A 15,001-nucleotide genomic window follows, 5' to 3' on the forward strand; every position below is an offset into this window, starting at 1 on the left:
CCCGCGGCGGTCCGTCCCTTTCCCCACGGATAGTTTTGGAGCCCCGGATGACCCTGCCCTCTCGCCCCTACGCCGCCTTCCTGTTCGACATGGACGGCACCCTGCTCACCAGCGTGGCCTCCGCCGAACGCGCCTGGAGCACCTGGGCTCTCGGCCATGGCCTCGATCCGGCTGACGTCCTCGCCGTGATGCACGGGGTGCGGGCGGTGGAGACGGTCAAGCGCTTCGCCCCGGCGGGCGCGGACATCGACGCCGAGACCCGCGCCATCACCGAACTGGAGATCGCCGATGTCGCCGATATCCAGGAAATCCCCGGCGCCGCGGCCTTTCTCGCCAGCCTGCCGGCCGGCAGCTGGGCGCTGGTCACCTCGGCTTCGCGCCGGCTGGCCGAAGTGCGGCTCGCCGCGGCCGGCATGGCCCTGCCGCCGGTGATGATCTGCGCCGAAGACGTCACCCAGGGCAAGCCCGCGCCGGACTGTTTCCTGGCGGGTGCGCGCAAGCTGGGGGTGGCGATCGGCGACTGCCTGGTGTTCGAGGATGCCCACGCCGGCTTTGCCGCGGCCAAGGCCGCCGGCGCCGATGCGGTGGCCATCACCGCGACCCATCGCCAGCCGCTGGACCTGGGGCTACCGACCCTGGCCGACTACCGCAGAGTCGGCATCAGCCGTGATGAAGACGGCGCCCTGCGCCTGACCCGGAAGGACTAGAAGACGCCGGCGGCGGCGAGGCGCTCTTCCACCCCGATCAGATCGGGAATGCGCGCCGTGCCGCCTTCGTAGGCCACAGCGCCCAGTTCCAGGGCGGCCAGGGGCACCTCGGCGGCGACCAGCTCGGGGGTGATGCGCAACGAGCGCGGAATGCTGCGGATCAGCAGCGCCAGGAAGCGCACCCGCTCACGCCCACCCAGGGCGTTGAGGATGGCCACCCGCGCATGGCGATCGCCATCGAATTGCGCGGCGCTGCCACTGGACAGCGCCTCGAAACTGATCAGCGGCAGACGCAGGTCGCGCCAGGCCACCTGGCCCAGGCACCAGTCGGGTTGCACAGGCAGTGGCCGGATCTCGCGACAGGGCACCAGCTCGGCCACCGCCGCGTTGGGCAGCAGCAGGGTGCGATCGGCCAGGGTCAGCAGCAGACCGGTCAGGTGTTCGGCGGGCGCGGCGGTCGACATGGGAGATTCCTTCAGCTTTGCTGCTCGGCCAGGCGCGCCACCAGGGCTTCGGCCAGGCCGCGGGGATCGGCGGTAAGGGTCGCGAGACCCGATTCGCGCAGGCTTTCCGGCATGCTCGGGGCGATGCAGGTGCTCGCCGACTGGGTCCAGAGCGTGCCACCGCGCCGCCGCACATAGGGCGCCGAGGCGGTGCCGTCGTTGCCCATACCGCTGAACACGATGACCCCGCAGCGGGCGCCGAAGTGCTGCGCCAGGTTGAGCATCATCTGGCTGATCGACGGCGTATGGGGCTCGGGCCAGGCGCGCTCGACGATGTCCAGGGCGCCGTTGGCCCGGAAGGTGAGCTCCTGCTGGGTCGGCACCACCACCACCTCGCCACAGCGCACCGGCTCACCCGGGCGCACGCCCTGGATGTGCCACTGACTGTGCCGGCCGACCGCGCGCAGCAGGTTGGCGGCAAAGCCGTCACCGATGTGCTGCGCATAGAGGAAACCGACCGGCAGACCGCCCGGCAAGGCGTCGAGAAAGGCCTTTACCGCCGCCGGACCGCCCAGGGAGGCCGCCAGCAACCAGACCTCGGGAGCCGGATCGCCGGCGGGCAGCGGCAGATTGGCCAGGGGTTCCGGCAGGGTCAGGCGCGGCGGTCGCGGCTGGTCCTGCAACAGGGTCTCCAAGGCCGGACCGACCGCCGCCACCGGATCGCCGACCAGCCGCTTGAGCTTACCGATCAGGCGCTTCTCCCACTGGGTGAAGGGGTCGGTGAAGCGCTCCGGCGCCTGGCCTTCGCCGAACAGGATGGGCACTTCGGCCCCCTCCAGCAGCGCGTCCACCAGCGGTGATTCCTCGGTCTGGCTCAGGTCGATCAGCCACAGGTCGGTCGCGACCGAGGGCCAGGCCGCTTCGTCGAAGCGCTCCGGATCGCTGTTGAGGACGACGTGATAGCCATTGTCGGCCAGCACCTGCTGCAGTACGTGACGCTGCAGCGGACTGTCGGCCAGGATGGCGACGCGGGCGGTGTGCATCTCAGTCATGTTCCCTGACCAACCGATGGATGTGGGCCAGGAGTTCGCTCTCCTGGTAGGGCTTGCCCAGGTATTCGTTCACGCCCAGGCTCAGCGCCCGCTCGCGGTGTTTTTCCCCGGTACGGGAGGTGATCATCACGATCGGCAGGCCCTTGAGGCGCGCATCGTGGCGCACCAGGGTCGCCACCTCGAAGCCGTCCATGCGCGGCATCTCGATGTCCAGCAGCAGGATGTCCGGCTGCCGCTCCTGCAACTGGGCGATGGCGTCCACCCCGTCCTTGGCGGTGAAGACCTCCATGCCGTGGCGTTCCAGCAGGCGGCTGGTGACCTTGCGCACCGTGACCGAATCGTCGACCACCATGACCAGCGCCGGGCGGGTGACCTCGGCCACGGTGGCCGGACCCTGCGCCAGCCGCGCCAGCTCTTCGCCACTGGCGCGCTGACTGCGGATCATCGCCAGCAGGTCGAGAATCACCACCACGCGCCCGTCCCCCAGCAGGGTGGCACCGGACAGACCCGGCACCCCGGCGAATTGCGGACCCAGGCTCTTCACCACGATCTCCCGCGAACCGGCCACCGCATCCACCTGTACCGCCACCGCGTATTCGGCGGCGCGCACCAGCACCACCGGCAGCGGCAGACTCTGGCCGCTCAGCTTGGGCTGCTGGCCATTGCCGAGCAGGTGCCCCAGGTAGCGCAGGTCATAGTGCTGGCCGCCGTATTCGAAGGTGCCCGCTCCCGGACGGTAATAGCGTTCGAGATCGGCCGCGGTCACCCGCACGATGCCTTCGATGGTGTTGAGCGGCACGGCATAGAGGTCGTCGCCGGCATGCACCATGAGCGCGCGGTTCACCGACACGGTGAACGGCAGGCGAATGGTGAAGCGCGTCCCCTCGCCCGCCACGCTGTGGATGTCCATGTTGCCGCCGAGCTGCTTCACCTCCTGGTGCACCACGTCCATGCCCACGCCCCGCCCGGAGATCTGGGTGACGGTCGGCGCGGTGGAGAAGCCCGATTCGAGGATGAATTGCAGCAGCTCCTCATCGGCGAGCTGCGCGTCTTCCGCCATCAGGCCGCGCTCGATGGCCTTGCGGCGTACCGCGGCCAGGTCGATGCCACGACCGTCGTCGGCCAGGGTCAGGATGATGTCGCCACCTTCGCGGCGCAGATCCAGGCTGATCACGCCTTCGGCCGGCTTGCCGGCGCGCTGGCGTCCGGCGGCGTCCTCGACGCCATGGTCGATGGCGTTGCGCAGCATGTGCTCCAGCGGCGGAATGATCCGCTCGAGCACCGTGCGGTCCAGCTCGCCTTCGGCGTTGCCGACCCTGAGCTCGATCGGCTTGTCCAGTTCGGCGCTGACCTGGCGTACCACCCGGTGCAGGCGCGGCACCATGCGCTCGAAAGGCACCATGCGCGTCTGCATGAGGCTTTCCTGCAGCTCGGTGTTGACCCGCGCCTGTTGCAGCAGCAGGGTCTCGGCATCGCGATTGCGCTGGCCCAGGGTGTTCTTCAGATCCAGGAGGTCGGACGCCGATTCGAACAGGGCGCGGGACAGCTGCTGCAGCTGGGAATAGCGATCCAGCTCCAGGGGATCGAAATCCTCGTAGCCGGCGCGATCCACGTCTTCGTGGTGACGACTGATGATCTGCGCCTGGGTCTCGGTATCCAGCCGGCGCAGCTGATCGCGCACCCGCTCGATGGTGGCTTCCATCTCGCCGAGGGTGGTGCCGATGTCGCTGACCTGCTGTTCGACGCGACCGCGGAAGATCGAGGTCTCGCCGGCCAGGTTGACCAGCTGCTCCAGCAGCGCGGCCGGTACCCGCACCAGCTCTTGGGACGAACGCCGCTGCGCCGCCTGCTGGCGGACCTGCTGCAGGCGTTGCACGAAGGGCAGTGGCGCCACTGGGGCCGCGGGTGTCTCGGCCGCGACCATGACGGGGGCCGCCGCGCTGTCTTGCTCAGGCAGGGCAACAGGCAGGCCCTCGACGGCGGGCTCGACGTCAGGGTCGGCAGGCGCTTCCTCCTCGGCGACGTCCGCGACCGGTGGCTGCTCAGCCTCGCGCACGACGTCCGGTTCGGCCTCGGCCGTCTCGACCGGCTCGGCCGCCGCATTCGCCTGGGCGGCGGCCGGCAGCGACAGCTGGGCGACCGCCAGTTGCAGCCCGTCGACGCCCTGAGTCGCCAGGGTGCGTACCCGTTCACGGTCGCCCTCGCTCAGCCCCACGGCGAGCGAGCGCAATTCCGCCAGTTGCTGTTCCAGTTCATGGGCCTGCTCGCCCAGGCCGTGCAGACCGGCCAGGCGCGCGCCACCCTTGAGGGTATGCAGGCAGCGCAGCAATTCGTCCACCGCCACATCTGGCGCGGCCGACCAGTCCGCCAGGGCCTCGTCCATGCTGACCAGCAGGTCCTGGGCTTCCTCGATGAAGATCTCGAGGATTTCCGCATCGGTGTCGGCATCGAAGACCGGTGCCGCCACCACGGCCGCGGCAGTCACGCCGGTCGCCAGTGGCTCGCCGCGGTAGTCGCGCAAGGCCGCGATGAGATCGGCGGCCGGGACCGGGGTCTCGCCCCGGGCTAGGGCTTCGAGTTGCTCGTGCAGGCGGTCATGGCAGCGCTGCAGCAGGTCGCCCAGGTCCGCGCCGGGCTTGATCCGTCCGCGCGCCAGTCCTTCGTAGAAGGCCTCCAGGGCATGGGCGAGATCGCCGATGGCATCCACCTCGGCCAGCCGCGCACCGCCCTTGAGGGTGTGCAGGTCGCGCAGCAGGGATTCCAGTTCGAGACTGTTGTGCGGCTCGGCTTCCCAGGCGCGCAGCGAGGTCGCCATGCTGTCGAGCAGGTCGCGACTCTCTTCGATGTAGATGGCCAGCAACTCGGCGTCGGGACCTTCCTCCGCCGCCGGCGCGGCCGCCATGGGCGCCGGCTCCCGGAGCGCGGACTCGGCGTCCGCCGGGTGATCCGCGAGCGATTCGCCGAGCGCGGGCTCGCCCGGGGCCGATCCGCTGTCGTCCAGCGCCGGCAGGTCATCGAGATGACCGCTACGAATCCGCTGCAGGCGCTCGACCTGGTCGGCATGCTCGCTGACCGACTCCCCCGCCGCCAGCTCTTCGAGTTGCGCCGCCAGGCAGCCATGGGCATCGCGCAGGGGCTGGGCCAGTTCGGCACCGCCGGCGAGACGGCCATCGAGCAGGCCTTCGTAGATGGCGTCCAGCTCCGTGGCCAGGTGCGCGACCGGCGCCACCCCGGCGAGGTGGGCGCCGCCCTTGAGGGTATGCAGATCGCGCTGCAGGGTGCCGAGGTGGAAGCGCTGCTGCGGCTCCACCAGCCAGCGTTTCAGCGCCCGGTCGGCGCTGTCCAGCAGATCCTGGGCCTCTTCAAGGAAGATCAGCTGCATTTCCGGATCGACGGGATCGACGGGCTCGGCAGCCTCGGGCTCGACCGCCACCGGCTCGCTGTCCGCTGCCAGCGGCTGCGGCTCTTGCGGCTCTTGCGGCTCTTGCGGCTCTTCCGGCAGCTCGAGGTCAGGCTCGGCTTCGGCTTCGGCTTCGGCTTCGGCGGGCAGTTCGACGTCCAGCGCCAGCTCAGGTGCCACCGGCGTGGCCGTTGCCGGATCGAAGAGCGCTTCGGGTTCGGGCTCGGCCAGCAGGCTGGTGTCCGCCATGGGCAACCCGGCGAGAATGCCGGCCAGCAGGCCGCGCAGGCCCTGGATACGTTCCTCGCTGGGCGTCGCCCGCATGCCGCCGGCCAGCTGATTGAGCATGCTGATCAGGGCTTCCTGGGCCTCTTCCGCCTCGCGGAAGAAGGCCGCATCGGCGGGCAGCGAACCGCTCGCCGCGGCGGCATAGACCACCTGCAGGGCTTCGGCCAGTTGCTCGACATCGGCCAACCCGACCCGGGCGGCCCCGTCGGCAAAGGTGTTCAGGCGTTCGGCCAGCAGATCCGGGCAGGCAGCCAGAACACCGTCGGTGCGCCAGGCATGCAGGCGCTCGTCGGCTTCCAGCAGCAGATCCATGGCCGGCATCAGGAAATCAGTCAGGCGCAGGACGTCACGCTGCTCCGGCAGCGGTGCCGCGGGGATCGGCAACTGGGGATTCAACTCTTCCAGCAGCCCTTCGCAGCGCGAGATCACCTCCGCGGCACCCGCCAGCGGGGTCGCCAGCGACCCTTCGTCGAGTTCGGCCAGTCGCTGCTCCAGCAACTCGGCGCCCTGGGCGAGCAAGCCGCACTCGGGCTCGGCGAAGGCGACATGGGCGAGCTTGTATTCCTTGGCCAGCCGCTCCAGCGCCGACGCCAGTTCGGCCATCGGCGAACTGCCCGCCATATGGGCACTGCCCTTGAGGGTGTGCAGGGCGCGCAGGAGATTGTCGGAGACCGGCTGGGCACTGCCGGCGTCGGCCGACGTGAGGAAACGGCGCACGGTTTCCAAGTGCGCCTGGGCTTCGGTGCGGAAGATATCCAGCAGCTGGGTATCGGCCTCGGCGGCGGCAGGTGCAGGAATCGCGGATTCGACGAGTTCTGCCACGGGCAACGCAGCTGCCGCGGACGGGGCCGCGCTACCGGCCGGCGCTCGCTCGGGCAGGGCTTCGTTGCAGGCCAGCGCGTGGGCCGCGTGGGCCAGCCAGTCGACGTCGTCACGTTGCCGTTGACGATCCGCAGCGTATTCCGCGACCAGCTCCGGCAGCAGCGCGCAGGTCTGCTCGACCACCGTCTGCACGGCAGCGCTGTGCGCGACGCTGTAATCCAGCCGGCGATTGAACAGATTCTCCAGCGCCCAGGCCAGTTCGCCGATGACCAGCGCCTGGACCATGCGGCCACTGCCCTTGAGGGTGTGGAAGTTGCGCCGCAATTCACTCAGCGCGGTGCGCTGCTCGGGCTCGGCCTGCCAGGTCGGCAGCCAGCGCTCCAGCTCGGCCTGGACCTCGCCGGCCTCTTCGATAAAGACCTCGCGCAGCTCCTCCTCGACCGGCTCGGCATCGGCCGCGGGCGGCAGCAGCGCCTGCGGCACCTGCGCCGCCGGAGGATTGATGGGGTTGACCGGCGTCGCCAGCACCTCGGCGATCGCCTCGGCATCGGGGGTCGGCGGCGGCAGGCTGTCCAGCTCGATGCCGGCCAGCAACTCCTCGGGCTCTGCACCCTCCGGCTCGGCCTCGGCCTGCGGCGCTTCATCGGTCACCGCGGCCGCGTCCTGCTCGTCCGCCTGGGGCGCGGAGGTCGGAGATTCCTGCGCTGCGGCAGGCTCGAATTCGACCAGGAATTCTTCGTCGGCGTCCGCAGGCTCCTCGACCGGCAGGGCGGTAGGTTCCAGCGCCTCTTCAGCCACCGGCTCCGCCGGCGGTGGCAATTCTTCGGGCAGCTCCTGAGCCGGCGGCTCGACCTCGCCGGAGGCCAGGGGCGCGGCCGCCGCCTCGCCTTCGCCGGCCGCCCTGGGCGGATAGCCGAGAGCGATGAGGCTTTCGTCGGCGATGTCGAGAATCATGTCGTGAGGCGTAGACGGGTCTTCCGCCAGGCGCTCCAGGTAGTACTCGACGCTGGTGATGGCGTCGGCCAGGGTGTCCAGACTCTGCCAGTCGGGCACGGCCTGCTTGCCCAGCAGCTGCTGGCAGATGTAGTCGTTGGCCGCCTGGACCTGGGCCGCGGCCCGTTCCAGCGGAATCATCGCCAGGCCGCCACGGACCTGGGTCAGCAGCAGGGGCACCGACTCCAGGTGAACATGGTTCCACTGGGAGGCGATGAACTCGATGATGGCGTCCTTGGATTGCTCCAGGCCGTTGCGCGCCTCGCGCACCACCACCCGATGCAGCTGATCGATGTCGGTGGTGGGCAGCCGGCTCTCCTCGGCATCGCCGACCTCGTTGCCACTGACCATGCCGGCCAGGGTGGCTTCGACATAGAGCAGCGCCCCGGCGATATCCATGAGGGCGGCGTCGCTGGCCTCGCGCACGCCTTCGGCCAGTTCGGCCACGGCTTCGTGCTGTTCCAGCACCACCTTGCGCGGCTGCCCGAAGCCCAGCACCGCCAGGGTATCGGCGATCTGCTTGAGCGGCGCCAGGAGGCCGCGCAGGCTGGCAGGCTGCTGGCGATCGCTGCGCACGAAAAGGTCCAGGCTGTCCTTGATCTGTACCAGCTCTTCGCACAGCGCGGTCACCACCGAGCGCATGGCTTCGCGATCCGGACCGACGATGCGCGAACGCTCGAAGCCCACCAGCTCGGCATCCGGCAGGGCCTCGTCGAGACGATAGTGCGCCTTGAGCGCGGCGATGCGCGGACTCTGCACCGGCGCCTTGGCCAGGTAGAACAGCAGATTCTTCAGCAGATCGGCCGGCGCCGGCTGGTTGAGGGTGGTCACCCCATCGCTGATGAGTCGCTTGAGTTCACGATCCAGTTGCCGGAGCAGACCGCGGATCGAGCTGCTGTTGTCCAGCTCGCCGGCCTGCAACAGCTCGGTCAGACCCGCCGCCACCGGCCAGAGCGCGCCAAAGGGCGAGCCGGCGCAGAGCTGATCCAGCCGCTCGAAGACCCGCAGCAGATAGTCCAGGTGCAGCTGGACGTCGCGGTCGCGGAACAGTCCGACCTGGGCGCCCTGCAGCGCCTGGCGCAGCTTGCGCAGGCGTGGCAGCCAGTCCGGCGCCGCGCGGTCTGCCAGTTCGGCATCGCTCAGCGACAGCGGCGTGGCGGACAGATCCGGCGAGAACAGGCTGGTTTCCGAGAGCAGCTTTTCCCCGCGCGCCGAGCGCAGGTCGTTGAGCAGCGGCAGGATGGCCAGTGGCAGATCGCGGCGGGCCTCGAGAACCCGGTCCAGATAGGGCGGCACCTGCAGGATGGCCTGCATCAGGACTTCCAGCGCCTCGTCCGAGCTGTTCACCCGCTCTTCGTGAAGGGCCTGCAGCAGCAGCTCCATCTCTTCGGCGAGCAGCGCGGCGCCATAGAACTCCACCATCTGCAGCGTGCCGTAGACCTGGTGCACATAGGTCCGGCAGAAACCCAGGCGGCTACGGTCGTGCGGGTTGTCGACGAACGCCTCGAGCGCCTTGCGGGCCTGCTGCAAGGTTTCGGCGATCTCTCCCTTGACCCACTCGAGGGCTACGTAGTCGTGTCGATCGATCATCTCGGCTCCTGTCATGCCGGGGGGCTTACCTGGCGGGTGAACGCCAGGACTTCGGGATGATCGACGGGTACCAGTTGCGGGTGGCTCCAATTGCTCACCTCACCGACACCCAGGACCAAGAGCCCACCCGGTGCAAGCCGCTGGACCAGCTGGTTGAGCAGGTCTCGACGCAGCCAGCGGCGGAAATAAATCAGCAAGTTCTGACAAAAAATGACATTGAGCCCCTGCAAGGGGGCCTGCCCCAGTTCCAGCACATTGAGTCGGGCGAAGCACAGTCGCTCCGCCAGGCCCGCGGTGACCTCGAAACTGCCGTCCGCATGGGTGCGGAAATAGCGCTCGCGCAGGCTGGCCGGCACCCCAGCCAGCCGCTGCAGGCTGTAGGTCCCCTGCCGCGCCTGGCGCAGGGCTTCGCTGCTGATGTCGGTACCGGTCAGGGCGAACGTCAGGGGGCGTGGCTGCCGGGCCAGAGCTTCGGCGGTACTGATGGCCATCGAAAACGCTTCCTCTCCACTGGCGCACCCCAGACTCCACAGGGTCAGACCGTTGCCCTCGGTGGTCCGGGCGAATTCACTCACATAGGCTTCCAGCAGCGCGAAGGACGGTGGATGGCGGAAGAAGCGGGTGGCCTGGATGGTCAGCCGATCGAGCAGCCGGACCCATTCGATGCGCCCGCCGATGCCCGCGCAGACGACCTGGTAGTAGCTGTCGTAATCCGCGATCTCCAGTTCGCGCATGCGCGCGGCCAGCTGGATCTGCAGAAAGCTGCGCTGGCGATCGTCCAGTACCATGCCGGCGCGCATCTCGAGCAGCTGTCGCCAACGCTCGAAGTCCGCATCCGGCAGCTCGGGAGCACGGCGCAACGCCCAACTCGACTCCCTCACCCCGTCTCCCCCTCGCCACACCGCGATGCGGCCGCTGCGGTCAGCCCAGCGGCTGCTCGTTCGGCAGATTGAAGCCCGAGACCGAACGCCGCATCTCGCTGGCCAGCTTGGCCAGCTCGCCGATGCTGCGCGCGGTGGCGGTGGTGCCGGCCGAGGTCTGCGAGGTGATCTCCTGAATCACGTTCATGGTGCTGGAGATGTGGCTGGCGGACGAAGACTGCTGGCGCGCGGCATTGGAGATGTTCTGGATCAGCCCGGCGAGGCTCTGCGATACCTTCTCGATCTCTTCCAGGGCCACACCGGCGTCCTGGGCCAAGGCGGCCCCGCGCACCACTTCCGAGGTGGTCTGCTCCATGGAGATGACCGCTTCGTTGGTGTCGGTCTGGATCGCCTTGACCAGGGCCTCGATCTGCTTGGTGGCGCCGGAGGAACGTTCGGCGAGGCGCTGGACCTCGTCGGCGACCACGGCGAAGCCGCGGCCGGCGTCACCGGCCATGGAGGCCTGGATGGCGGCGTTCAGGGCCAGGATGTTGGTCTGGTCGGCAATGTCGTTGATCAGGCCGACGATGTCGCCGATCTCCTGGGACGATTCGCCCAGGCGCTTGATCCGCTTGGCGGTGTCCTGGATCTGCTCGCGAATGCTGTCCATGCCGATGATGGTGTTGTGCACCACCTGGTTGCCCTTGTTGGCGATGGCCACGGAGCGCTCCGCCACCGCGGTGGATTCGGAGGCGTTGGTGGATACCTGGTCGATGGACACGGCCATCTCGTTGATCGCCGCGGAGGCCCCGGCGATTTCCTGGGCCTGGTGTTCCGAGGCTTCGGCCAGCACGGTGGCGGTGTCCTGGGACTCCTGGGCGGCGGCAGCCACCTGGACGGCGGTCTGGTTGATGGTTTCCACCAGTTCGCGCAGCTGGTCGATGGAGTAGTTGATGGAGTCGGCGATGGCGCCGGTGAAGTCTTCGGTCACCGTGGCCTGCACGGTCAGGTCACCGTCGGCGAGGTCGGCGATCTCGTCCAGCAGACGCAGAATGGCGGTCTGGTTGCGCTGGTTCTTCTCGTCGGTCTCGGCCAGGCGGCGGCGGGTGTCGCGCACCAGGATGTAGCCGATGCAGAGGATGGCGCCGAGGGCGATGAACACCAGCAGGTAGCTGCCCACGGTGTTGATCTTGCGGCTCTGGGCCAGCGACGCGTAGCCGGCGCTCAGGTCCGAGGCGGAACCGAGCAGCGCCTGGGAACCACGGTAGATCAGGCCCACGGCGGAACGGATCTGCAGCAGTTCGGGCGAGGTCGCGAGGATCTCGTCGACGTTGCCGGAGACGAATTCGAACAGCTTGTTGGCTTCGTTGAGGCGGCCGACCGCCTCGGGATCGGTGATCTTGGCGATGCCCATGGAGGCATTGCCTTCGCGCATGGCCTTGAGCACCCGGCCGAACAGGCTGGCGTCGCGACCAAAACTGTCGGCCGCCTGCACGGCGGCTTCGTCGCCGGTGAGGATCTTGTTGATGGCACCGAGGATCCGCTCGGCGAGCAGCGCCTGCCGCTGAGCCACCACCACCTGACTGGCGGGCGCGCCGCGCTCAATCAGGATGTCGACGATCTCTTCGTTCTCGACCTGCAGCTGGGGGATGGTGTCGGCCAGGGCGCCGGACAGCTGGTGCAGCGACAGTACGGTCTGCTCGCTGCCGAGCATGGTGTCGACCTGCTTGCGCTGGGCCTCCCACTGGGACTCCAGGGTGTCCAGACGCGGACGGAGGATCGCCGGCGACGCCGGCAGACCGGTCTGCGGATCGCCGCTGCGCAGGATGTTCAGGCGGCGCTCGAATTCGGCACGGGCCTGGCGCAGGTCCTTGAAGGCGTCGGCCTTACCGGTCGCGGCCTCACTGGCGCTCTTGGCCAGCTGCTGCGAGAGGATGCGCAGCTCGGTGGCCTGGCCCTGATACTGGTTATCGTAGTTGGTCTGAGTGCCCAGGTACGCGAAGTTGGCGAACAGCAGCACGATCGCAACGATCAGCACCACGAACATGCCCGCGACCCACGCGTTGAGTTTCCCGGTATTGAGTTTGTTCATCAGCGGCCCCCGCCTGGACCTTGGTTCCTTTAGTTCTATCCTTGTCGGACGCCGGACCGGTTTGCTTGAAGCCGGTGCTCGTCGCCCTACCCCCACCCGTCGACGACGGCTCCTGCCATCCCGACCCCGATCCGCCCTGCAGCGTCCGGACCTCCGACCCGCTAGGCCGCGACGTCCATGAACTCGGGATGCTCGACCAAGGCGCGCGGGCTGCAGACCAGCCAGGGCACGTCGCGTTGGAAGACACCTTCCAGAAAGAAGTGCAGGCCCGCCGGCACGCTGTCGGCGTGCTCGCGATAGGCCTCGATGTCGAAATGCTGCATCCCCAGGACTTCGTCAACCGCCAACCCGACGAAGAGGTCGCCATGGTCGACGATCAGGATGCGCCGCTGTTTGCGCAGGGCCTGGATCTTCACGCCGAGGAATTGCCCCAGGTCGGCGATCGGCAGCAGGCGACCACGCACGTTGGCCACGCCCTTGAGCCACGGCTTGACGCCGGGCAGCGCGGTGAAGCGCGGCTCCGGCAGGATCTCGCTGACCTCGCCCATGGGAATCACGAAGCGCAATTCACCGAGGCGAAAGCCGATACCGCTCCAGCTGCGCTGGTTTTCCTGCTGCGCCGGCAGGCCGGCCGCCCGCTCGCGGCAGCGCAGATCGATCAGGCGCAAGATTTCGTAGGGCGTGGTGGCGTCGCTCATAGGATTCCCTGCCCAGTGGGGCGCTGCCGCGAGAAACGGACGAAAGACCTCAGCCTTGCAGGACACCCGCCAGGGTGCGCAGCAGGGTGTCTTCGTCGATGGGCTTGGTGAGGTAGTCCTTGGCGCCCTGGCGCTTGCCCCAGACCTTGTCGGTTTCCTGGTCCTTGGTGGTGACGATGACCACCGGGATGTGGCTGGTCTCGGCATCCTTGGTCAGCTGCCGGGTGGCCTGGAAGCCATTGAGGCCGGGCATGACAATATCCATCAGCACCGCGTCCGGCTTCTCCTGGCGGGCCAGGGCGACGCCGTCGGCACCGTTCTCGGCCTTGAGCACCTGATGCCCATGCTTTTCCAGCATGGCGGTGAGCTTGTACATCTCGGTGGGAGAGTCGTCGACGATCAGAATTCGAGCCATGAAAATTTCCTACTAGATTGAATCGCCCGCCTCAGGACACTCAGGACGCTTGTTCGAGCGGAGTGAAACTGGGGACGTGGGTCTTGATCGCACCGATCAGCTCTTCTTTGCTGAAGGGTTTGGTGAGGTACTGGTCAGAGCCGACGATGCGGCCCTTGGCCTTGTCGAAGAGCCCGTCACGGGAGGACAGCATGATGACGGGCGTCGCGCGGAAGGCGCTGTTGTTCTTGATCAGCGCGCAGGTCTGATAGCCATCCAGTCGCGGCATCATGATGTCCACGAAGATGATGTGGGGGTGACTATCGGCGATCTTGGCGAGCGCATCGAATCCATCGATGGCGGTGATGACCTCGCAGCCAACTTTCTTGAGCAGGGTCTCGGCGGTCCGACGAATCGTCTTCGAGTCGTCGATCACCATGACCTTCAGCCCTTCCGAATACTGTTCCATGTTCAAGCTACCAGCTCATCGTCGATGAAACGTGAATGATGTCGATCCGGGCACTTTGGCGGCGCCTCTTTGTAGCACACAATACCGTGACGTACCACGCAGATCCCCTGGTGGCGGACCACCGGCCCGCCCGCCACGACGATCGCGCAAGCATTGGCACTGGAGGGGATCGAAGGGCTATTCTGACGCCTTGCCCACGTACAACCGAGGTCTAGCGTCAATGAGTATCCGCCTGGGGATCGTCATGGATCCCATCGAACGCATCTCCTATAAGAAGGATAGCTCCATGGCCATGCTGTGGGCGGCCAAGGCGCGCGGCTGGACCCTGCACTATTTCGAGATGCAGGACCTGTACCAGGTCGACGGCGAGGCCCGCGGTCGCGGCCGGCAGCTGGACGTGTTCCAGGATCCGGAGCGCTGGTTCGCCTTTGGCGAGGACGTCGACCTGCCCCTGCGCGAGCTGGATGTGATCCTGATGCGCAAGGATCCGCCCTTCGACAACGAATTCGTCTATGCCACCTACCTGCTGGAGCAGGCCGAGCGTGGCGGCACCCTGGTGGTGAATCGCCCGGCCAGCCTGCGCGACTGCAACGAGAAGTTCTTTGCCACCCTGTTTCCCGAGCTGGCGCCGCCGACCCTGGTCAGCCGCCGCGCCGACATCATCCGCGAATTCGCCCGCACCCATGGCGACGTCATCCTCAAGCCGCTGGACGGCATGGGCGGCAGCTCGGTGTTCCGCCACCGCGAAGGGGATCCCAACCTCTCGGTGATCCTCGAGACCCTGACCGCCCACGGCACCCAGCAGATCATCGCCCAGCGCTACCTGCCAGGCATCAAGGACGGCGACAAGCGCATCCTGATGATCGACGGTCAACCCGTGGACTATTGCCTGGCGCGCATTCCGGCCCAGGGCGAGACCCGCGGCAACCTGGCCGCCGGTGGCCGGGGCGTCGCCCAGCCGCTGTCGGCGCGGGATCGCGAAATCGCCGCCACGGTGGGCCCGGAACTGCGCAAGCGCGGCCTGCTCTTTGTCGGCCTGGACGTGATCGGCGAGCACCTCACCGAGATCAACGTCACCAGTCCGACCTGCATCCGCGAGATCGATGCGGCCTATGACACCCGCATCGCCGAGCGCCTCATGGATGTGATCGCGCAGCAACGCGCGGGCTGAGGCGAGGGTCCGTGCCGCCGGT

At 68.0% G+C, this 15,001-nt stretch carries 10 protein-coding genes; 2 read left to right on the plus strand and 8 right to left on the minus strand.

The features are described 5' to 3' along the window. Window positions 1–47: 47 nt before the first annotated feature. Window positions 48–707: an HAD-IA family hydrolase gene (locus tag ACZ5R1_RS19445; RefSeq protein ID WP_115946688.1), complete on the plus strand. Its 660-nt coding sequence runs from the start codon at window positions 48–50 to the stop codon at window positions 705–707. Here ACZ5R1_RS19445 and ACZ5R1_RS19450 read toward each other — a convergent pair. From ACZ5R1_RS19450 to pilG, 8 genes are all read right to left on the minus strand, one after another. Then, window positions 704–1,171, minus strand: coding sequence for a chemotaxis protein CheW (locus ACZ5R1_RS19450; RefSeq protein ID WP_007161686.1), 468 nt, complete (start codon window positions 1,169–1,171; stop codon window positions 704–706). The two genes, ACZ5R1_RS19445 and ACZ5R1_RS19450, sit on opposite strands and share 4 nt — an antisense overlap. Before the next feature lie 11 nt (window positions 1,172–1,182). Continuing rightward, window positions 1,183–2,202, minus strand: a complete 1,020-nt coding sequence (locus ACZ5R1_RS19455; protein WP_464712645.1) for a chemotaxis protein CheB — start codon at window positions 2,200–2,202, stop codon at window positions 1,183–1,185. Then, window positions 2,195–9,295, minus strand: coding sequence for an Hpt domain-containing protein (locus ACZ5R1_RS19460; protein ID WP_464712646.1), 7,101 nt, complete (start codon window positions 9,293–9,295; stop codon window positions 2,195–2,197). Before ACZ5R1_RS19460 ends, ACZ5R1_RS19455 begins: the two co-directional genes overlap by 8 nt. Window positions 9,296–9,306: 11 nt before the next feature. Next, window positions 9,307–10,155, minus strand: coding sequence for a CheR family methyltransferase (locus ACZ5R1_RS19465; protein WP_081347946.1), 849 nt, complete (start codon window positions 10,153–10,155; stop codon window positions 9,307–9,309). A 61-nt stretch (window positions 10,156–10,216) separates the two neighbouring features. Further along, window positions 10,217–12,247, minus strand: a complete 2,031-nt coding sequence (locus tag ACZ5R1_RS19470; RefSeq protein WP_027598875.1) for a methyl-accepting chemotaxis protein — start codon at window positions 12,245–12,247, stop codon at window positions 10,217–10,219. A 161-nt stretch (window positions 12,248–12,408) separates the two neighbouring features. Next, the gene (locus ACZ5R1_RS19475) at window positions 12,409–12,945 is read right to left on the minus strand and encodes a chemotaxis protein CheW (RefSeq protein ID WP_115946685.1); all 537 of its coding nucleotides are present in this window, start codon (window positions 12,943–12,945) and stop codon (window positions 12,409–12,411) included. A 49-nt stretch (window positions 12,946–12,994) separates the two neighbouring features. Then, window positions 12,995–13,360 (minus strand): twitching motility response regulator PilH, encoded by a 366-nt coding sequence (pilH, locus tag ACZ5R1_RS19480; protein ID WP_007161680.1) that lies wholly within the window; start codon window positions 13,358–13,360, stop codon window positions 12,995–12,997. Window positions 13,361–13,400: 40 nt separating this feature from the next. Next, on the minus strand, window positions 13,401–13,808 hold the full coding sequence (gene pilG, locus ACZ5R1_RS19485; protein ID WP_007161679.1) for a twitching motility response regulator PilG: 408 nt from the start codon (window positions 13,806–13,808) through the stop codon (window positions 13,401–13,403). A 220-nt stretch (window positions 13,809–14,028) separates the two neighbouring features. Between pilG and gshB the strand changes: the two genes are divergently transcribed. Then, complete coding sequence (gene gshB / locus ACZ5R1_RS19490) at window positions 14,029–14,979, plus strand: glutathione synthase (RefSeq protein WP_027602934.1); 951 nt, start codon at window positions 14,029–14,031, stop codon at window positions 14,977–14,979. The last annotated feature ends 22 nt before the right edge of the window (window positions 14,980–15,001 follow it).

The sequence above is a fragment of the Pseudomonas sp. Pso3 genome (assembly GCF_055393275.1).

Coding starts and splice junctions, on each gene's coding strand:
- ACZ5R1_RS19455 (WP_464712645.1), bottom strand. CDS start 2,202: ATGACTGAGATGCACACCGCCCGCGTCGCCATCCTGGCCGACAGTCCG.
- ACZ5R1_RS19450 (WP_007161686.1), bottom strand. CDS start 1,171: ATGTCGACCGCCGCGCCCGCCGAACACCTGACCGGTCTGCTGCTGACC.
- ACZ5R1_RS19470 (WP_027598875.1), bottom strand. CDS start 12,247: ATGAACAAACTCAATACCGGGAAACTCAACGCGTGGGTCGCGGGCATG.
- pilH (WP_007161680.1), bottom strand. CDS start 13,360: ATGGCTCGAATTCTGATCGTCGACGACTCTCCCACCGAGATGTACAAG.
- pilG (WP_007161679.1), bottom strand. CDS start 13,808: ATGGAACAGTATTCGGAAGGGCTGAAGGTCATGGTGATCGACGACTCG.
- ACZ5R1_RS19445 (WP_115946688.1), top strand. CDS start 48: ATGACCCTGCCCTCTCGCCCCTACGCCGCCTTCCTGTTCGACATGGAC.
- ACZ5R1_RS19475 (WP_115946685.1), bottom strand. CDS start 12,945: ATGAGCGACGCCACCACGCCCTACGAAATCTTGCGCCTGATCGATCTG.
- gshB (WP_027602934.1), top strand. CDS start 14,029: ATGAGTATCCGCCTGGGGATCGTCATGGATCCCATCGAACGCATCTCC.
- ACZ5R1_RS19460 (WP_464712646.1), bottom strand. CDS start 9,295: ATGATCGATCGACACGACTACGTAGCCCTCGAGTGGGTCAAGGGAGAG.